The sequence below is a fragment of the Bacillus cereus group sp. BceL062 genome (genome assembly GCF_051780025.1).
Taxonomy (GTDB): Bacteria; Bacillota; Bacilli; order Bacillales; family Bacillaceae_G; genus Bacillus_A; species Bacillus_A toyonensis.
Map to the genome: position 1 here is coordinate 163,444 of NZ_JBPWGY010000001.1, position 19,214 is coordinate 182,657.

The window sequence follows — 19,214 nt, forward strand, 5'->3', positions numbered from 1 at the left end:
CTCATTGAAAGTATACGGACAGCCCGACTTCCACCTAATTTCTTCTGGGAGTCTTACTACCCGCAAATAGTAGGATAATTAATCAAGGGGGCGATAACAATTACTGAAGTAAAGGGAAAAACAGCTAATGAGTCTAGAGTGTTTAAAACGAGCCGAGTATTTCCAACGGATTTAAATGATCATAATACACTATTTGGTGGGAAAATATTAGCGGAGATGGATATGGTTGCTTCTATTTCAGCAACGAGACATGCAAGAAAAGAATGTGTCACAGCGTCTATGGATTGGGTTGATTTCTTACATCCTGTTCGTTCATCTGATTGCGTTAGTTATGAATCCTTTGTAATTTGGACGGGAAGAACTTCAATGGAAGTTTTTGTGAAGGTAGTGGCTGAAGACTTAATTTCAGGTGAGAAGCGTATAGCTGCAACGTCATTTGTTACATTTGTTGCACTTAGTAAGGAAAATAATCCAGTTCCTGTACCACGAGTTATTCCTGAAACAGAAGAAGAGAAAGAATTACATCGTATTGCTGTATTACGTGCGGAACAACGTAATATTCGTAAGGCAGAGAGTAAGAAAGTAGCCACATTGTTAACTTTTTGAATTGAATATATAGCCGTTAAGGTTACCATAACAAACGATAATGGTTTTAAAATAAAAAGCGGACACCTAAAAATAGGTGTCCGCTTTTATAGTTTTTTCATCCACATATCATATGACAATAACTACTTAGCAGAAGCAAGCAGCACCGACGATGATTAAGAGGATAAATAATACGACTAAAAGCGCAAATCCATTACCATGTGCGAAGCCCATTGTTATTTCCTCCTTTTATTTTAAGATACAACATACAATATGCAAATGAGCTGTTGTTTGATATGGACATATATCATGTAAGGACATTTTTTCTTGAATGATTATGTATAAAAAAAGGGAAGATATAGGAATAACAGTAAGTGGAGAAAGGAAATTATCCATGAAGCACTTTTTCGCTCTAATCCTTTTTTTTATAGGTGTATTCATATGGATGAACATCGATGTGGAAATGGGGAAAAAAATGGCTAGTGAATATGAATTAGGGCAAGTTCGATTAGGCGAATTTCAACTATATACGAACGGAGAAGAGTTATATAGGAGATTATTTGAGGATATAAACAATGCGGAAAAGTATATATATATTCATTTTTATATTGTAGGTAAAGATGAGATAAGCCGAGAGTTTTTACAGTTATTAGAGAAAAAAGCATCTAGCGGGGTAGAAGTGAAGTTGTCAGTCGACCGTATAGGTGGATATAAGCTGAAGAAAAAGATACTGAATCAATTAAAAAGAAAAGGTGTCCAGTTTACATTTAGTAAAAAACCTAAACTGAAAAGTATATTCTATTCTTTGCATCAACGAAATCATAGACGCATTGTTACGATAGATGGAAAGGTATCATATGTCGGTGGTTTTAATATCGGAAAGGAATACCTTGGACAAAATCCGAAATTTGGTCCATGGCGTGATTATCATGTACGTATCAATGGGAATGGTGCAACTGATATGGAAAGAAAATTTGCTAAAGATTGGAAAGAAGATACCGGGGAAAAAATGCCTGCACATGAAAGTTTACCTGCAAAAGGAAATGTAAAATATCAATATTTGTTTTCAAATGGAAAAGGTTTATGGCAGAAATATGGGGTGCTTATAAAGCAGGCTAAAAAGTCTTTAATAATTGCTACACCTTATTTTGTACCAAGTAAAGAAATGATGAAAGAGTTAAAAGATGCATTATATCGCGGTGTTAGTGTAAAAATTCTCGTGCCATTTAAAAGTGATGCCGTATTGTTAAAACAAGCTGCTTATCCGTATTTGAAAGACATGTTACATGCTGGAGCGGAAATTTATCAATATCGCAATGGATTTTTTCATGGGAAAGTAACGATCATTGATGGAGAAATTGTTGATATCGGTACAGCAAACTTTGATAATAGAAGTTTTTATTTAAATTGCGAATCTAACTGTCTCATATATGACAAAACAGTTGTTGCTGACGTATGGAGTCGATTAAAGGAGGATTTTCGTAAATCAAAACGATTTTCTGAACAGGATTTTGAGGAAATTAGTAAATGGGATTGGTTTTTAGCAAGAATAGCGAATGTTTTAGCGTCATATTTATAGCATATAGACAAAAGGAAAGGAGAAACTTTAATGGACTGTATGAAAGAATTAATGAAGTATAGTTACATGTTAATTTATAAAGTAGGAGAGTATACTGAAAAAATCCGGGATGAAGAATTAAAGGATATAATACAGCACCATTTACCGTATATGTTACAAGCATATAATGAACAAGTGAATTTTCAAGAAGGAGAGAATGTACAGCATATAACATGTGAACCAATTTCGTTTCATTTGTCTGAAATGGAAATGGAAACGGAAAAGGAAATAGATAATACATATATAGGAGATATCCAAATTGCAGTCTGTTATATTTCACATTTGAAACGATTAGCATTGAAGTTTGCTCAAGTTGCAGTGGAAGTTGCAAATCCAGAATTTCGTTCGTTTTTGGAAAACTGTTTCCTGAAAATGAATCGTTACGCTTATAGTGTGTGGCAATATGTTGTGAAGAAGGAATATAAAATTACACATATATATGAAAACGAGAAATTTGCATAAAAAACTAAGGCGGAATAGTTGTCGCCCTAGTTTTTTACTTTCATGCAGAGAAAAGGGCTAAATGTAATTATTATTAGAAAATTTACAAACATTTACCGTATATTTACTATTTTTCAATCTTTCCTTTAAAAATAGAGAGTAATATGGGATTGTACATATTCTATCAAAGGGAGGAAACGCAAATGAACAAATGGGTTAAATCATTAACTGCTATGGCACTTGCAAGTTCTTTATTAATGGTAGGTTGTAGTAAAGGTGAGGACAAGAAGAAAGAAGAAGACACAACAACACAACAGGATGAGAAAAAGGATAAAGAAACAAGTGGAACAGAGAAGTCTACTGATTCTAAAGAAAAGAAATAAAGTAATAATAAAGCTTCCTCTTATATATGAGGAAGCTTTTTTGTTGTATATTGATTGAGAGTATTGAAAAAATAGAGAAAGAATGAGAGAGGAGTAAACAAATGAAAGTATGTGTATTGGGAGCGACAGGTAGAGTAGGTTCGGAAATAATAAAATTAGCATTAAAGGATTCATCCGAAGTGACGGCATTCGTTCGTGATTTAAATAGAATGGAAATAGAACATGACAGGTTACATGTTATAGAAGGAAATATATTAAACGAAAACGATATAAAGAAAGCGATAGAAGGATGTGATATCGTAATTAGCGCTCTTGGAACGGATGGAAATGGGACATTAGCAAAGAGTATGCCAAATATTATAAAGTATATGGAAAAAGAAGGCGTTAAGAAAATTATTACGATAGGAACAGCTGGTATTTTACAAGCGAGAACAAATCCAAATGTATATCGTTTCCAATCATCGGAATCAAAAAGGAAAACGACAGCAGCAGCAGAGGATCATTTAGCTGCATATAAGGCGCTTCATAATAGTGATTTATGTTGGACCATTGTTTGTCCGACGCATTTAATAGACGGTGAGATAACGGGGGTATATCGCACTGAACAACATATATTGCCAGAAGATGGAGCGAAAATTACAGTTGGTGATACAGCACATTTTACATGGGATTTATGCAATGAAAATATATATGAAAATAGTCGAGTTGGTATTTCATATTAAAAAACCATCCCAAAAGCGGGATGGTTAAAAGATGATATAACATACGAAAATGATAATCATAATGATTTGGAGAATAGCTTTCGCTACAGTACTGCTTAAAAAACCAACTACAGTAGCAACTCCTACTAGAAAGGCGTCTTTTGGCGTCTTTTTATGCATGAGCTCTGTGAAAAATACCGATAAGAACGGTATAATTATTAAACCAAAAGGTGGGAAGAAGAACGATCCAACAATGATAGAAATCATACCGACACGTTCGCCCCATTTTGAACTTCCATATTTTTTTAGGAAATATCCATTAGCAATAAAATCAGCGACGAAAATGAATAGGGTGAAAATGGCTTGAATGACCCAAAAAGTAATTGTTAGTTCCCCGCCATTTATACCAAAATGGTAAATCAAATATCCAGCCCATACAGCTAAGATACCTGGGATAATAGGGTAAATAAAGGCGAGAAATGAAATGATGAAACAGGCAATGATACAGATTGTTAAGAAAACAGTCACTTTATAACTCCTTTTTAATATCTAATTTATGTACAGCAATTTTTTTGATTTGATGTCCATCAAGTTCTAATGCTTTAAATTGAAACCCAGCATATTCAATAGAATAACCAGCTTCAATATTTAAGTCAACCGCTTGAGAGAGGAGCCAGCCTCCAATTGTATCTAAATCGCTATCATCAATATGTAGGCCAAACATATCATTTACTTCAGAAATGAGTACTTTTCCATCTAAAACAGTAAGCTTCGGGGTACGCTTTTCAATCATAGGTGATTCATCCGCGTCAAATTCATCTTGAATTTCTCCAATAATTTCTTCAAGAATATCTTCCATTGTTAAAAGCCCAGCAGTACCACCATATTCATCCATAATGATTGCCATCTGAACGCGATTCTTTTGAAGATGTACTAATGTTTTACGGATTGGAACAGTTTCAAATACAGTTAGTACGGGATGTATATAAGATTCAAGTGGTTTATAAATACCTTTTGTTTGATCATGAAATATTTCTTTCGTATTTATCATCCCGATGATGTCATCTTTATCTTTTTCAATTATAGGATAGCGTGTATATTTTTCAGTTGCGACGATATCCATATTTTCTTCTAAAGTATTTTCGGTAGATAAGCAAACCATTTCAGTACGAGGGACCATGATTTCTTTTGCAACCCGGTCATCAAATTCAAAAATATTATTTACATATTTATATTCGGTTTGGTTTATTTCTCCGCTTTTAAAACTCTCACCTAAAATGAGTCGTAATTCCTCTTCTGAATGAGCAAGTTCATTTTCTTTCGCTGGCTCTAAACCGAGTAGTTTTGTGAAAAATATAGCTGCACTATTGAGTAGCCAAATGAACGGATACATAATTTTATCAAATAAAATAAGTGGTTTGGCAAATTTGAGTGTGATTGCTTCTGCTTTTTGAATTGCGAAAGACTTTGGAACTAATTCACCTAATACAACGTGGAAAAATGTAATAACGCTAAAAGCAATAATAAAAGATAACGTGTTAGCCATTGTTCCAGTCATGTTGATTTTTTCAAAAAGCGGTCGTAGTATATGTTCCACAGTCGGTTCACCAAGCCAACCAAGCCCTAAAGAAGTAATCGTAATCCCGAGCTGACAAGCTGATAAATAAACATCTAAATTAGATAGGACACTTCTTGCAGCTAAAGCTTGTTTATTACCTTCATTTGCAAGTTGGTCAATTCGGCTTTTTCGTACTTTTACAACAGCGAATTCTGATGCAACGAAAAAGCCCGAAATAAGAATAAGTACAAAGATGAGAAAAATATTTAATATGTCCAAGTGTGTTCTCTATTCCAAAGTTTGAAATAAAGATGTCACCTCCTGCAATTATGTTATACTTTTATAATAAATCCAAATGAAAAGAATAGTCAAAGGAAAAGGGTAAATATTGGCATGTTTATAGTGTAGTTTTAGAGTTTGTTGTTATTTTGTCCTCGATACAAAAGGAATAACCCTCTACTTTCAGAATATAGAGGGCTATGTAACTTTACGGTTTTGGGATACTTCGTGTTATAGTGTATGTTTGTTGTTTAGAGTAGTTTGTTGTCCAAAGTGCTTGGAGAAAAGATAAGACGCTGTATGGGATATACAATAGTAGTAAACCGATTGTGACAATTACAGGTGCAGTACCACCAAATTGAACGATAAATTGTAATAATCCGCTCGCGTGAAAAGTACATTCCATAATTAAAAAGGAAAAAATAATAGAACTTAAAATAGATTTATGATTCGAAGTAAGTGCTAAAAATAATGTATCAACAAGGAAAGCAGAATTTTTCATTTCATATTCACTTGTGTTATAGAGGAAAGGGAGCCATTTCTTTATTGCTTGCATAACGATAATCATAGAGGTACTACATACGATGATCAAAGATGAGAAATAAGAAAACTTTATAAAGTTTGCAATATAGAGAAGAAGTAGTAAGATAGAACATTGTAAAAATACAGTGCAAAAAGAGTACGGTATCCAGTGTAGGAAAGTAGTGATCTTTTTAATTGAATTTGGTGCTTTTAAAAATAGATGACCGATTCCTAAACTTATAAAGAAGCCAATTGCAAGAGTGAAAGTGAAACGAACAATTGATAAAAAATATATTTCCCATATGTAAGGGAATAGTGGTGTTGAATGAGTAGAAGTATGTATCATCTGATTTGCTGAGAAAAAAATAGATTCATGCATCCAATCAATTTTTGGAATTGATATAGAAGAAAGTTGATCGAAGTTTTGGAAAATACTTATTAAGCCATTTTGATAAGAATAATTATGTGTAATAAAAAGAGCTGGGATAGGACTTATGACAAAAATAACAATGACACCAATTATAAATTTGCATATATGCGAGCGTAACAAAGACATATAACCACCTACTCTTTGAATATTCAGAAAATTCTTATTCTTATTTTAGCCGTTTTTGGAGCAAGTTACAATATATTTTTCTTTGCGTATTGGCGTATGGATAGTTTTAAATTGTTTTTAGAAATCTATTTTATGTGTGGAATATAAAGCAGAAATTGGTATGTAACAGTACAAATACAAAAGGCGTGAACAGTTTAGCATTTTCACGCTTTTTGTATGGAATGAAGAGAAATGTAGGGAAATGTCGAAAGGATTAAATAGATTTTTGAAATTGGAAAGTGATACCATAAAATTAAACAATGTTTAAATCGTTGTTTAACTGATAAATTTTAGAGGGGGAGATAAATTGGGGGGGATGAAAGCGTATCCACGAAAGCAAGAATTTTAAATACAACATTGGAATTAATTAAAAAAGAAGGTTTTGAAAGGGTAACGATAAGAAAAATTGCAGCATTGTCAGATGTAAATATCGCGCTTGTAAATTACCATTTTGGTTCAAAAGAAAAGTTGATTAGTGAGACGATTAAAGTTTTATTAATTAGCTTTCAAGGCACTTTTTCTATTTTAGATAATATTACAGTGCCAGCAAAAGAAAGATTAAAAATATTTTTATTGGATTATGTACTAGTAATTCGGCAATATCCTGAGTTAGTTAGGAAGATTATTGCAATGGGAACTACGGTATTTACATCTCAATACGAATATGGGGATTTTTTGAAGAGGCTAGGTTTTAGTAAAGTGAAGAATATTTTGAGCGAAATAACAAATGAAACGGATCAGGAAATTTTAATGATGATGACAGTGCAAATATTTGGATCTGTTTTTCTTCCAGCATTAATGATGCCAATTCTCGAATCAGGGGCAGATATAAGAGTACTACCTATAGAAAAACAGATTGATTTCCTATTTGAACGCTATTTTTATAAAAATTGAGATAGTGAGTGATAGAGATGATTAGTTTCTTTAGAAAGCATTGGTGTGATATAGGGTTAGTTGTCGCTATTGTTGTCGCTGTTTGTTTAGTCACGAATTTGGGAGAAATGAGTGAAATAAAAGTATTGTTAGGGTTAAGTTTTGTGGCCATTTTAGTGCATCAATTTGAAGAGTATCGTTGGCCAGGTTATTTTGCTGGTCTGTTTAATGTAGTTATATTTAAAAGTGATATACCAGATCGCTATCCATTAAATACGCAATCTGCTATGGTAATAAATATTTTGATTGCGTATGTTTTTTATTTACTTCCGGTTTTCTTTCAAAATATAATATGGCTTGGGATGGCACCTATTTTAATGGGTTTTTTTCAATTCATCTGGCATGGTATTTTTGCGAATATAAAAGCAAAAACAATATACAATCCGGGATTAGGTGCGGTTGTATTACTACATGCTCCGATTGGTTATGTATATATGAAATATATTCTTTTACACAATCTGGCTACAAATTTGGATTGGTTATTAGGGATGATCTACTTTCTAATAGCTACCTATTTTTTAATTATAAAAGGAAATATGTTAATGAAAAGTAAGGAGACAAATCATTACTTTTCTAAAAAACAATTAGGTCCGTACAATGATACAGTAAAGTGATTCAGAGTGAGGGTTTTTGATGCTGAAGAAAGTGCAAGTGAAGGATTCATGAATAAATTATGACAAGAAAATGAATAATTTTCAGAAAAATAAAATAAATTATTTATTTTTTTCTGAAAATATAATATAGTTATGGCACAGAAAGTATTTTAACATAAGGAGGCTTTTTATGAGGATTAAAGGGAATTACGTGCCGAAAAGGGAAGTTTTACTGTGCTCAAGTTCGATTACGATAGGGGAAGCATTGGAGCATTTAAATAAAACGGGGTATCGTTGTGTACCAGTTTTAGATGAAAAAAAAGAGAAATTTTTAGGAAATATATATAAAGTAGATATTTTAGAATATAAAGGATCACTTGACGAGAGTGTAATACAATTATTGAACGATAAAGAAGGATTTGTGAGAGAAGATTCATCTTTCTTTAAAGTATTTTTTACAATAAAAAAATTGCCTTATTTATCAGTAGTTGACGAAAAAGGAATTTTCCTTGGAATTTTAACGCATAAAAAAGTTTTTGAGTTATTAGAGGATGCATGGGGCGTTCATTCTAGTAAATATTCTGTCATGATTGGAACGCAAGACTATAATGGAGCAATCCAAAAGTTATCGACAGTTTTAAAGAAATACACTGGTATTCAAAGTTTAATGACTTTTGATAATGATGCTCTATTAGTTCGTAGAATTATGTTTACATTAGGAGAAGAGTTTGAAGATGGTGAATTAGAAACACTTCAAAAAGATTTAGAAGATCATGGATTTAGAGTTGTGTATGTAGAAGAGATGAATAATCCACGTGAAGTAGAAACGATAGAGTAATATGCAAAAGCCATCTAACATATGTTAGATGGCTTTTAAAATTATTTTAAGATAATAATATAGAATGAGTCTAGTGCTCGAATAACATTTGTGTGAAAGAATATAAAATGTAGATAATTTTGATTTTCAAAAAAATCAATTTGAAAATATGTTTTTATTTTTCAACTAAATATGTTACTATATGTGTGATAAAAACAAAGAGGTCTGACAACTATACTCCACGTAATAACACTCTAATGATTTAAATATTCAAAAAAATCAAAAATCAAAAAACGAAAAATAATGACGAGATTAATAATTAGAGTAATAATAAGGGGAATGGAGAAATTATGGAGAAAGACACTGCTTTGTAAGGGGCATATTTTATCATCTTGAGCAGAGAGGAGGATGCATAGCATATTGTGAAAATAAAGATAAACAATGAAAAAGTGCTATGCAAATGAAGAGTATGAAGGGACGATTGAGGCCAGGTGATACGATAGCAATTGGTTTAATGCTATTTGCATTATTTTTAGGAGCAGGAAATTTAATTTTCCCGCCAGTTTTAGGTCAACAAGCAGGAGAGAATGTTTGGATCGCTACGATAGGATTCCTTGTAACGGGAGTCGGATTACCCCTATTAGCTGTAACAGCTGTCGCGTTTGTAGAGGGGGACTTGAAAGCGCTATCTTCTAGAGTTCACCCTATATTTGCGTTTATTTTCCCATTGGTTAGTTATTTAGCAATTGGACCATTTTTCGCAATCCCGCGTACGGGAGCCGTTTCGTTTGAAATGGGTATGAAGCCGTTTTTATCAGATGCAATGGTTTCAGAGTGGTACATGCTATTTCTTTTCACTATATTTTTCTTCGGAATAACGTGGTATTTATCATTAAATCCATCTAAATTAGTCGATTGGTTTGGAAAATTTCTTACACCATTATTAGTATTAATTGTTGCTGTTATTGTCGGGAAAGCAATTATTGATCCAATTGGAGAACCGGCTGCACCTTTAGCTGCTTATAAAGAGAATGCTTTCTTTGGTGGATTTATTCAAGGATATTTAACGATGGATGCGATTAGTGCACTTGTGTTTGGGATTGTTGTAGTACAAGTTATTCGCTCAAAAGGGATAAAAGAGAGCGGACAAATCGCAAAAATAACAGTTGTATCAGGGATTATTGCTGTATTAGGCTTAACGTTAATATATTTATCACTTGCATATCTCGGATCTACAAGTACATCACTTGGTGTGTCGGAGAACGGTGGTCTTATTTTGACGAATGTTGTAAATGAGTTATATGGAACAAGTGGTAAAATTTTATTAGGACTTGTAATTATACTCGCTTGTTTAACAACTTCTGTTGGATTAACATCTGCGTGTGCTGGCTTCTTCACAAACTTATTCCCAAGACTTTCGCATAAAACGATTGTAACTATGGTATGTGTATTTAGTTTAATTGTATCTAACCTAGGGTTAACACAATTAATCACAGTAACATTACCAGTGTTAATGATCATTTATCCAGTTGCAATTGTATTAATCGTTCTTTCATATTTCCATAAATGGATAGGGAAGCGTAATACAATTTACATTGGGGCGATTTTAGGTGCGTTGTTAATTAGTTTCTTTAACGGTTTAGAAAGTGCGAATATTAAAATTGATGCGATTTCTAATGTACTTCAAATGTTACCATTATATAAAGAAGGAATAGGATGGTTAATCCCATCATGTATTGGCGGAATTCTTGGTTTCTTCTTCTATAAATCAAATGAATCAAGTGAATTACAAAAGAAAGGTGCTTAGGCGCCTTTCTTTTTTTAAAGGGGATTTTTGTATTTTGTCTAAGTAATAAATGGGAGGAATGATAAAATGGCTAATTTTGAAGATTTTTTAACTTTTGATGTAAGAATTGGAACAGTAACACAGGCAGAGGAATTTAAAGAAGCGAGAGTACCAGCGATTAAACTAGAAATTGATTTTGGGGAGCTTGGGGTCAAGCAGTCAAGTGCTCAAATTACGAAGAGATATAATCCAGAAGACTTAATTGGTCAGCAAATTGTTGCTGTTGTAAATTTTCCGCCAAAGCGTGTAGCTGGATTTAAATCGGAAGTGCTTGTGTTAGGGGGAGTTCCTGAAGCTGGTGATGTTGTGTTGCTTCAGCCTAATATGGAACTGCCAAATGGAACGAAAATTAGTTAGTGTGAAGGTAGGGGACAATATGGATATCGGACGAGAATATTTACAATGTGTCATTTCTAATTTCAAAACAACAAAGCAGCAAGGAGAACGGGCACTTTCTCAATTATCATACGAACAAATACAATGGTCTTCTCATGAAGAAACAAATAGCATAGCGATTATAATGAAACATTTGCACGGTAATATGCGTTCCAGATGGACGGATTTTTTAACATCTGATGGTGAAAAAGTTGATCGTGACCGAGATGGTGAATTTGAAGGAGGCTATTCTTCAAAGGAAGAAGCCCTTGCAGCGTGGCAAGAAGGATGGGAATACGTTTTTAATACGATGAATACTATAATGCCGGAAGATCTATTGAAGACGGTATACATTCGTGGTGAAGCACATACGGTCCTGCAAGCAATTGAAAGGCAAATTTCTCATTATGCTTTGCATATTGGACAGATTATTTACATCGGTAAAATGTTAAAAGAAAATGAGTGGGAATGTTTAAGTATTCCGAGAGGACAGTCCACTCGTTATGTAGAGAAAAAACGTTCAACATAATAATATGAAAGAAATCGATATAAAATAGGAAGCAAAAAAATAAGCCAAATGATAGACGGCTCCGTAAGCATAAGAATGCTACCAACAATAAGGCCGTATATAATTAGAAAGCAACAAAAAAGTGTATTCATAGGGATAAAACGTGGGATGAAAAGTTGTTGCTGCTTAAAACAACTGTTGTGAAATAAATAAAAATGGAAGTACCGTGTAGTGGTAATAAGGTCTTTCTTTCGTGTAATTCTTTTTCTACATGTATGACAAATGAACGGTGGCTGCATTTCGTTACGCTCCATTTTTTATTTTCATAATAATGTGAGACAAAAGTAGGTACAAAGTGTATGTTCCTATATACGCTCCTGCAATAAGGAAAAATGGATTCAGTAAAATTCCATGAATGCTCGTCATGAAAACTAAATCTTGTATTAAAACATCGTATATATTAATGGAAATAATTGTACCGAGTACATACAGTGCTAAGTACGCAGAAATATGTAACACAATAGAGACTTTTGGATGTTTAGCGGACAAATAAAAAATGAATGATAGAGCGATTGGTAATATTCCTATTAATAGCTTCAATTCATTTCACCTCATTAACAATATAGCCGGAATTTAAACGGTCTATTCTCTAGAGCTTGTACATAACTTGAAATAGAGAGGGTGATAGTATGAATCGAGGCTTTTTTTATGTGAAGTTTACAAGTGTACGTAAGTTAGTTTTATTTATTATTACTACGGTACTAGCGACTTTTTTTCTTATTAGTATGATGGTAACCTCTATGAAAGAGACAAAGTCAACGTATTTATATAATTGGTTAAATGAGTTATCGATGAATGGCTACATGTATGTTCTTGGAAAAGAAAATCATTATTTTACACAAGAGTATCGAAATTTGAATCAAGATTTTTCAATCTCTTCGTTTCTCTTTTCTATGGCTACGAATATTCGTTTTAACGATGTACGTAGTTTTGTCGGAAAAGAACTTCCTGGCTTTGGTAAGTACGATACAGAAATCGTTATCGCAGGTGAGGGAACAAATTATTCTAACTTACCGATAGAGTCGAGTGTTCCTCTTGAAGAAGTAGTGAAAGAACGGACTGGAGAAGGTGGACAAGCGCCAAAGCCTGATACGAATAAAGAGAAAAAACAACCAGCTCAAACAACTGGAAAAAGACAAGTTGCATTTATATATCATTCGCATAGCTGGGAATCTTATTTGCCGTTACTGAACTTAACGAATGATCCAAACCCGAATAAAGCGACAAGTTCTGTAACGAATATTTCCATAGTCGGCGACCGATTTCGTGAACAATTAGAAGGCGAAGGAATCGGATCTACTAACGATAAGACTGACGTTGGTCAAAGGTTAATTAGTAAAGGGTTAAATAGTAATAGTTCTTACAAAATGTCACGGGAAATTGTACAAGAAGCGATGGCTAGTAATAAAGAATTACAATACTTCTTCGATTTACACCGTGATAGTGCACGGAAAAATGTAACAACAAAAACAATTGGAGATAAATCGTATGCTAAGCTTGCTTTTGTAATTGGGAAAGGTAACAAAAACTATGAAAAAAACTTACAATTAGCAACTGCGTTACACGAGACGATTAGTAAGAAATATCCGGGAATGAGCCGTGGTGTAATTCAAAAAGGATTCCAAACAGGGAATGGAGTTTACAATCAAGACCTATCAGGACAAGCGATATTAATTGAAGTTGGCGGGGTAGATAATACAGAGGAAGAACTAAATCGATCAATTGATGCACTTGCTAAGGCATTTGGTGAATATTTTTGGCAAGCGGAAAAAGTGAATGGATAAAGTGAAATTTGAATGAGTGGTAGGCATTGCCAATGGTTATCAGCCTACATCAATTAGGGGAAAACGTAAGTGTAAAGCTTACGTTTTTTGTTTGTCATGAAACGAGGATGATAAGATGTCACATTATAGACATAATTTATAATTGCTATAGTAATATCGAAATTTGTCTATTTATAATAGGGGAATTAGAAAGGGATTTTCGCAATAATGGAGAAAATCTTTTTACAAGGAAAATTTTTCACAATGAAATAGGTAGGGTGATTTAAGTGATTAGGGAGATCAAAGTAGAAGATGCAGCCTCATTTTTGCAATTAAGTAAGCAATTAGATGAAGAAACGAAATTTATGTTATACGAGCCAGGAGAAAGAAAAACTACAGTTGAGCAACAAGAGCAAATGATTCATCGATTTATACAGAATGAAAAAGCAACAATATTTGTAGCGATTGAAGAAGAGAAAATAGTAGGATTTATTTTAGTGAATGGAAATAACATACAAAGAAAGAGACATGTTGCAGCCACTGTAATTGGTATATTGCAAGAGTGTAGTGGGCGTGGTATTGGAACGAGCTTGTTTAAAGAGGTTGAGAAGTGGGCAAGATTACATGATGTATGGCGTTTAGAATTAACGGTAATGGCCCACAATACAAGAGCTCAGGCACTATATAGAAAAGTAGGCTTTGAGAAAGAGGGTGTCAAAAAAGCTGCTCTTATTATCGATGGACAAAACATTGATGAGTATGAAATGGCCAAATTATTAAAATAAGAGGTCGTTATATGAAAAAAAGATGGACACTACTTGGTATCGTAGCGGCGATACTCATTGTTGGAGTAGCAGGAATCAATTATAAAATGTATAAGGATAAGCAGGCACAGGAAGTGAATGTAAATAACATATTTCCGAAAGCGAAAGAAACGATTGCGAATATGGATGGGGATATTGCGGTAATTAGTAATCCAAATTCGATGCTTGTACTTGTGAATAAAAGTAGGCGTTTACCAGATGGGTATAGACCGCCAGATTTAGTTATTCCGAAAGTACGTTACTCTAGTGAGGGGGATCAAGAAAAGAAAAAAATGAGGAAAGAGGCAGCTAGTGCGCTTGAGGACATGTTTCAACAAGCTGATAAAGAGCGTATTTTCCTTTTTGCAGTCTCTGGATTTAGATCTTTTGATCGACAAAAGGCATTAAATACGATGTATAAAAAACAAGATGGAGAAGCGAAAACTGCGATGTCTAGCGCGATTCCTGGTACGAGTGAGCATCAAACTGGACTAGCTATGGATATTACATCGCAATCTGCTAAATTTCAGTTAGAGACAGTTTTTGGAGAGACGAAAGAAGGGCAGTGGCTTTCTGAAAATGCCCATAAATTTGGTTTTGTGATTCGATATACAAAAGAAAAAGAATCAATTACGGGCTATCGGTTTGAACCATGGCACGTAAGGTATGTGGGAAATCCACAAGCTACATATTTATATGAAAATCAACTGACGCTTGAAGAAGTAACAGAGTGAACAATTGAGGGGAGAGAAATACAATGACGATGTTATATAAGAAAAAAGTACATGCATATATTACAAGAGAAAAAGAAGGGATGAAGCAATTACTTGTTTTTAAACATCGTGATATACCTGAAGCTGGTATCCAAGTGCCAGGGGGAACAGTTGATGAAGGAGAAACGTTAGAAGCAGCAGTTTTACGTGAAGTACAAGAAGAATCTGGATTACGTCTTTTATGTATAGAACGTTTCCTAGCAGATTACATCATACACGTGAAGGAAAAACAGGAATATCAAAAACGCCACTTTTTCCACGTAACGTTACTAACGAATGTAAAAGATACTTGGGAACATATAGTAAGTGCCGGTGAGGAAGATGAAGGTTTAGTATTTTGCTACGAATGGATTGATATTGCAAAATGCCCTGAATTAGCAGGAAAACAGGGAGAGTTTTTACATTTGTTAGATGAGGTATATGCACAGTAATAAAAAGAGTTTGAAGCGAAGGATGATTCGTTTCAGACTCTTTTTATTTTTCGGGAAATTAAAGGTGTATTAAAAAGTAAGTTGAAACTTTTTAAAGGGATATTAATTTGGAATAGGATGAGGTGAAAAAATGAAAAAGTAAGAAGTATTCGTAAAAACTAAAAGGGATACAAAGGAGAATATAAATGGAAATTCAGTTTAATCCAGTATTAAAAAAAGAATTAACAATTCATGATATACAGACCGCAATGGAAGAAGGGACGTTATCTTCCAAAGAATTAGTTATGTATTATCTTCATAGAATTGCACAATATGATCAAGATGGACCGAAAATTAATTCTATTTTAGAAATAAACCCGGATGCTATTTTTATTGCAGAAGCGTTAGATTATGAAAGGAAGATAAAAGGTGTAAGGGGACCATTGCATGGTATACCTGTTTTGCTAAAGGACAATATTGAAACGAATGATTCCATGCATACAAGTGCAGGTACGATTGCCCTAGAACAAAATATAAGTAGCGAAGATGCATTTCTCGTTACAAAACTGCGAGAGGCAGGAGCGGTGATAATAGGTAAAACGAATATGACAGAGTTAGCAAATGCAATGTCTTTTGAAATGTGGGCTGGATATAGTGCGAGAGGTGGTCAAACAATCAATCCATATGGAACGGGCACGGATGATATGTTTGTTGGTGGCTCTAGTACAGGGGCCGCAATAGCAGTTGCCGCTAATTTTACAGTATTATCTGTTGGGACAGAAACGGATGCCTCTATTTTGAGTCCAGCTGTTCAAAGCTCTGTAGTAGGCATTAAACCGACTGTCGGTCTAATTAGTCGTAGAGGAATTATTCCGTTCACTTATTCACAAGATACAGCGGGACCAATTGCTAGAACAGTAACAGATGCCGCTATTTTACTAGGGAGTTTAACTGGAGTGGATGAGAAAGATGTAGCTACTCATAAAAGTGAAGGTATGGCATATGAAGATTATACATCTTATCTTGATGTTAATGGTTTAAAGGGAGCGAAGATTGGTGTTTATAGTAATGCTCCAAAAGATTATTACGAAAATGGTGAGTATAATGAAAATTTGTTTGAGGACACGATCCAAGTATTACGTAGTAAGGGAGCGACAGTAGTAGAAAATATTGATATTCCTTCCTTTCATAGAGAATGGAGCTGGGGAGTTCCGCTTTATGAGCTGAAGCATAGTTTAGATAACTATCTTTCAAAATTACCTTCTACTATTCCCGTACATTCTATTTCAGAATTAATGGCGTTTAATAAAAACATAGCAGAAAGAGCTTTAAAATATGGACAAACTAAGTTGGAGGGAAGAAAAGATTATCCTAATACGTTAAGAAATCCAGAATATTTACATGCAAGATTAGAAGATATATATTTTTCGCAAAAACAAGGTATTGATTTTGCATTGGAAAAATATAATCTTGATGCGATACTATTTCCGTCTTATATAGGCTCTACTATATGTGCGAAAGCAGGTTATCCGTCTATAGCAATACCAGCAGGGTATATGGAAAACGGGAGACCTTTTGGAATTACGATTGCAAGTACTGCTTTTCGTGAAGGAATATTAATTAAACTAGCGTACGCTTTTGAACAAGCGACAAAGCATAGAGAAATTCCCAACTTGTCATGAATAGAATGTACAAAAGGACAGGAATTTCCTGTCCTTTTTGATTTATTGATTAAAGTGAAATATCTTTCTGCTCTGTCTTATGATATTTTAATAGGCTAAAAGATAAACAGGCAGAACATAAAATAAGAAAAGAAGCAATCATATAAATCGTACGAACACCGAACATATCAGTAATAATGCCAACGCTAAGCATAGAAAGACCAGAAGCTGTTGAAAGAAGGGCGCCGTGTGCTGTATACATTTTCGATAATAGAGAAGGGGCGACACTAGATTGTAAAACCGTCGTTTGAGAAATATCTCTAATTTGATAACATGGTCCCATTAGAACACATAGGAAAAGCGCAATAAATCCACTGCTTGTTATACCATATAAAAATGTAAGAATACTAAATATAAGTGATCCTATCGCCATGGAGCGTATTAAATTTTTTTGAATATATGTACTTATTTTCCACGCTAATATACCACCAATTAACGTGCCCACATAATAACTTGTGTTAATATATCCCCACCATTCTTCTCCTTTATGCAGAACAGTCGTTACATATGCCATCGTAATAGCGCCAATCCATATCGTCCCTGCGAAAGTTTCAATTAAGTCCATTAATGTAACTGTGCGCAAAGAAGGATGATGAAATAATAGTTTCCAGCCTTCAAATAAAGCTGTGTTTTTTGAAGAAGAAGGCTCTGTTACTCGTTCGGTATGGATGGAATGTAATGAAATATGCAATGCAATACATCCGAAAATCATTAAAATAATATTAATCATGAATGTAGAAGTAGCGCCAATGAGCAGAACGATAATACTTGTAAATGAATAAGCTGCCGCTTGTACAATTTGTGATGAAAAGGAAAAGATACTATTTACTTTTACTAATCTTTCTTTTGGTGTTAGGCGTGGAACAATACTGTACAGTAATGGAGCACTCCACCCACTACATAAAGAAATGAAAAAAATGAAAGTTAATAGAGTTACAATGTTTGTGGAAAGGACCGGAAATAATAGCGTTAATAAAATGAATAGGGCAGTTTTTGTCCATTGTAATATAAAAAGTACTGAATAAGATGAAAAACGATTCATTATAAGTGGTGCAGATATGTTTGCGATCAAATTTGTGATAACTTGTAATAATGGAAAAAGGGCAGTAATAGTAGCTGATTTAGTTGATATATAGATATGAGTTGTAATAATCATTATGTAAACGATGTCAGCAAGAGTAATACAGATTTTTGATCCTAAATAGTATGATATTGAATGATTCCACATTAAGGATATCACCTTCCAAAAAAATACAAATTCGAGTTAGAATTATTATAAACTGAAAAAAATAATTTTAAAAGAATTAAATTTTTTGTCATTTTTTGAAAGGAATTTTCATGTATAATGAAGAATATATTGATATAGTATTTTATTAATACTTATTGTAACAGCGAATATGTACGATAGCTTGCAGTAAACGCCCAAGTATGAGAAAGGGCGGATAAACCATTCTTTTCTTCATATACATATAGAAAATGAGAAAGAAAGTGAGGGTTGCATATGGCTGGTTGGGTGATTTGGTTTATTATAGCGGGTATTTTATTTATCGCGGAAATGTTGTCGATAACGTTTTATATGCTTTGGCTCGGAATTGGAGCTGTTGTCGGAGGTCTTATTGCTTTATTTGCTCCGGATGCACTATTGTTACAAGTTACTGTTGGTGCGATTGTAAGTTTAACATTGACATTCTTTACGAAAAGAATTTCAAAAAACTTTCGAGAAGCAAAAGGTTTTACGGATACAGTAGATATGCTTGTCGGTAAAAAAGGGATTGTTGTGCAAGCGATTACAAATGAAACGAACGGTATTGTGAAGGTGGATGGAGATACTTGGACAGCTATTGCAGATGTTCCGATTGACACTGGAGAAAAAGTCGTTGTTATAAAGAGGCATAGTACTATATTACAAGTAAAAAAGGAGAGTGAATAA

The 19,214-nt window shown here is 33.8% G+C and carries 24 protein-coding genes; 17 read left to right on the top strand and 7 right to left on the bottom strand.

What is annotated here, in order from left to right:
* Positions 1-99: 99 nt before the first annotated feature.
* On the top strand, positions 100-606 hold the full coding sequence (locus tag ACS2MN_RS00805; protein WP_000141169.1) for an acyl-CoA thioesterase: 507 nt from the start codon (positions 100-102) through the stop codon (positions 604-606).
* A 126-nt stretch (positions 607-732) separates the two neighbouring features.
* On the opposite strand, the gene ACS2MN_RS00810 is transcribed toward ACS2MN_RS00805, so the two are convergent.
* The gene (locus ACS2MN_RS00810; protein WP_000505094.1) at positions 733-819 is read right to left on the bottom strand and encodes a YjcZ family sporulation protein; all 87 of its coding nucleotides are present in this window, start codon (positions 817-819) and stop codon (positions 733-735) included.
* Positions 820-979: 160 nt separating this feature from the next.
* Between ACS2MN_RS00810 and cls the strand changes: the two genes are divergently transcribed.
* From cls to ACS2MN_RS00830, 4 genes are all read left to right on the top strand, one after another.
* Positions 980-2,164, top strand: coding sequence for a cardiolipin synthase (gene cls / locus ACS2MN_RS00815; protein ID WP_043322900.1), 1,185 nt, complete (start codon positions 980-982; stop codon positions 2,162-2,164).
* Between the two features lie 30 nt (positions 2,165-2,194).
* Positions 2,195-2,665: a spore coat protein gene (locus ACS2MN_RS00820; protein WP_000340530.1), complete on the top strand. Its 471-nt coding sequence runs from the start codon at positions 2,195-2,197 to the stop codon at positions 2,663-2,665.
* 182 nt (positions 2,666-2,847) lie between these two features.
* Positions 2,848-3,027: a hypothetical protein gene (locus ACS2MN_RS00825; RefSeq protein WP_001045965.1), complete on the top strand. Its 180-nt coding sequence runs from the start codon at positions 2,848-2,850 to the stop codon at positions 3,025-3,027.
* 101 nt (positions 3,028-3,128) lie between these two features.
* Positions 3,129-3,749 (top strand): NAD(P)-dependent oxidoreductase, encoded by a 621-nt coding sequence (locus ACS2MN_RS00830; protein WP_000861676.1) that lies wholly within the window; start codon positions 3,129-3,131, stop codon positions 3,747-3,749.
* Between the two features lie 24 nt (positions 3,750-3,773).
* Here the strand turns inward: ACS2MN_RS00830 and ACS2MN_RS00835 are convergent, their stop codons facing one another.
* The 3 genes from ACS2MN_RS00835 to ACS2MN_RS00845 form a co-directional block, all read right to left on the bottom strand.
* Positions 3,774-4,256 (bottom strand): DUF456 domain-containing protein, encoded by a 483-nt coding sequence (locus ACS2MN_RS00835; protein ID WP_000215663.1) that lies wholly within the window; start codon positions 4,254-4,256, stop codon positions 3,774-3,776.
* Between the two features lies 1 nt (position 4,257).
* On the bottom strand, positions 4,258-5,565 hold the full coding sequence (locus ACS2MN_RS00840) for a hemolysin family protein (protein WP_000353739.1): 1,308 nt from the start codon (positions 5,563-5,565) through the stop codon (positions 4,258-4,260).
* A 208-nt stretch (positions 5,566-5,773) separates the two neighbouring features.
* Complete coding sequence (locus tag ACS2MN_RS00845; RefSeq protein ID WP_000055278.1) at positions 5,774-6,643, bottom strand: hypothetical protein; 870 nt, start codon at positions 6,641-6,643, stop codon at positions 5,774-5,776.
* 345 nt (positions 6,644-6,988) lie between these two features.
* On the opposite strand from ACS2MN_RS00845, the gene ACS2MN_RS00850 reads away from it, so the two are divergent.
* From ACS2MN_RS00850 to ACS2MN_RS00875, 6 genes are all read left to right on the top strand, one after another.
* Complete coding sequence (locus ACS2MN_RS00850; protein WP_000508412.1) at positions 6,989-7,576, top strand: TetR/AcrR family transcriptional regulator; 588 nt, start codon at positions 6,989-6,991, stop codon at positions 7,574-7,576.
* An 8-nt stretch (positions 7,577-7,584) separates the two neighbouring features.
* Positions 7,585-8,229, top strand: a complete 645-nt coding sequence (locus ACS2MN_RS00855) for an HXXEE domain-containing protein (RefSeq protein WP_043321720.1) — start codon at positions 7,585-7,587, stop codon at positions 8,227-8,229.
* Between the two features lie 169 nt (positions 8,230-8,398).
* Positions 8,399-9,046 (top strand): cyclic di-AMP binding protein CbpA, encoded by a 648-nt coding sequence (cbpA, locus tag ACS2MN_RS00860; RefSeq protein ID WP_001220521.1) that lies wholly within the window; start codon positions 8,399-8,401, stop codon positions 9,044-9,046.
* Between the two features lie 448 nt (positions 9,047-9,494).
* Positions 9,495-10,832 (top strand): branched-chain amino acid transport system II carrier protein BrnQ4, encoded by a 1,338-nt coding sequence (gene brnQ4 / locus ACS2MN_RS00865; protein WP_404841296.1) that lies wholly within the window; start codon positions 9,495-9,497, stop codon positions 10,830-10,832.
* Between the two features lie 66 nt (positions 10,833-10,898).
* Positions 10,899-11,228: a chaperone CsaA gene (gene csaA, locus ACS2MN_RS00870; RefSeq protein ID WP_001263027.1), complete on the top strand. Its 330-nt coding sequence runs from the start codon at positions 10,899-10,901 to the stop codon at positions 11,226-11,228.
* Positions 11,209-11,775 (top strand): DUF1572 domain-containing protein, encoded by a 567-nt coding sequence (locus tag ACS2MN_RS00875; protein WP_016108237.1) that lies wholly within the window; start codon positions 11,209-11,211, stop codon positions 11,773-11,775. Before csaA ends, ACS2MN_RS00875 begins: the two co-directional genes overlap by 20 nt.
* Here the strand turns inward: ACS2MN_RS00875 and ACS2MN_RS00880 are convergent.
* Positions 11,748-12,053, bottom strand: coding sequence for a permease (locus ACS2MN_RS00880; RefSeq protein ID WP_142286016.1), 306 nt, complete (start codon positions 12,051-12,053; stop codon positions 11,748-11,750). The two genes, ACS2MN_RS00875 and ACS2MN_RS00880, sit on opposite strands and share 28 nt — an antisense overlap.
* A gap of 4 nt (positions 12,054-12,057) precedes the next feature.
* Positions 12,058-12,354 (bottom strand): hypothetical protein, encoded by a 297-nt coding sequence (locus ACS2MN_RS00885; RefSeq protein WP_000770731.1) that lies wholly within the window; start codon positions 12,352-12,354, stop codon positions 12,058-12,060.
* A gap of 89 nt (positions 12,355-12,443) precedes the next feature.
* On the opposite strand from ACS2MN_RS00885, the gene spoIIP reads away from it, so the two are divergent.
* The 5 genes from spoIIP (at position 12,444) to ACS2MN_RS00910 (ending at position 17,245) form a co-directional block, all read left to right on the top strand.
* The gene (spoIIP, locus tag ACS2MN_RS00890; RefSeq protein ID WP_088056045.1) at positions 12,444-13,598 is read left to right on the top strand and encodes a stage II sporulation protein SpoIIP; all 1,155 of its coding nucleotides are present in this window, start codon (positions 12,444-12,446) and stop codon (positions 13,596-13,598) included.
* Positions 13,599-13,864: 266 nt separating this feature from the next.
* Entirely contained in the window at positions 13,865-14,362 is a 498-nt protein-coding gene (locus ACS2MN_RS00895) for a GNAT family N-acetyltransferase (protein ID WP_000617591.1), read from the top strand.
* 11 nt (positions 14,363-14,373) lie between these two features.
* The gene (locus ACS2MN_RS00900; protein WP_000747715.1) at positions 14,374-15,114 is read left to right on the top strand and encodes a M15 family metallopeptidase; all 741 of its coding nucleotides are present in this window, start codon (positions 14,374-14,376) and stop codon (positions 15,112-15,114) included.
* A gap of 23 nt (positions 15,115-15,137) precedes the next feature.
* A complete protein-coding gene (locus ACS2MN_RS00905) occupies positions 15,138-15,584 on the top strand; it encodes an NUDIX hydrolase (protein ID WP_000178280.1) in 447 nt (148 codons plus the stop codon).
* 185 nt (positions 15,585-15,769) lie between these two features.
* On the top strand, positions 15,770-17,245 hold the full coding sequence (locus ACS2MN_RS00910) for an amidase family protein (protein WP_000405410.1): 1,476 nt from the start codon (positions 15,770-15,772) through the stop codon (positions 17,243-17,245).
* 49 nt (positions 17,246-17,294) lie between these two features.
* On the opposite strand, the gene ACS2MN_RS00915 is transcribed toward ACS2MN_RS00910, so the two are convergent.
* Positions 17,295-18,512, bottom strand: coding sequence for an MFS transporter (locus ACS2MN_RS00915; RefSeq protein ID WP_000267079.1), 1,218 nt, complete (start codon positions 18,510-18,512; stop codon positions 17,295-17,297).
* A 273-nt stretch (positions 18,513-18,785) separates the two neighbouring features.
* Between ACS2MN_RS00915 and ACS2MN_RS00920 the strand changes: the two genes are divergently transcribed.
* The gene (locus ACS2MN_RS00920; RefSeq protein WP_000929499.1) at positions 18,786-19,214 is read left to right on the top strand and encodes an NfeD family protein; all 429 of its coding nucleotides are present in this window, start codon (positions 18,786-18,788) and stop codon (positions 19,212-19,214) included.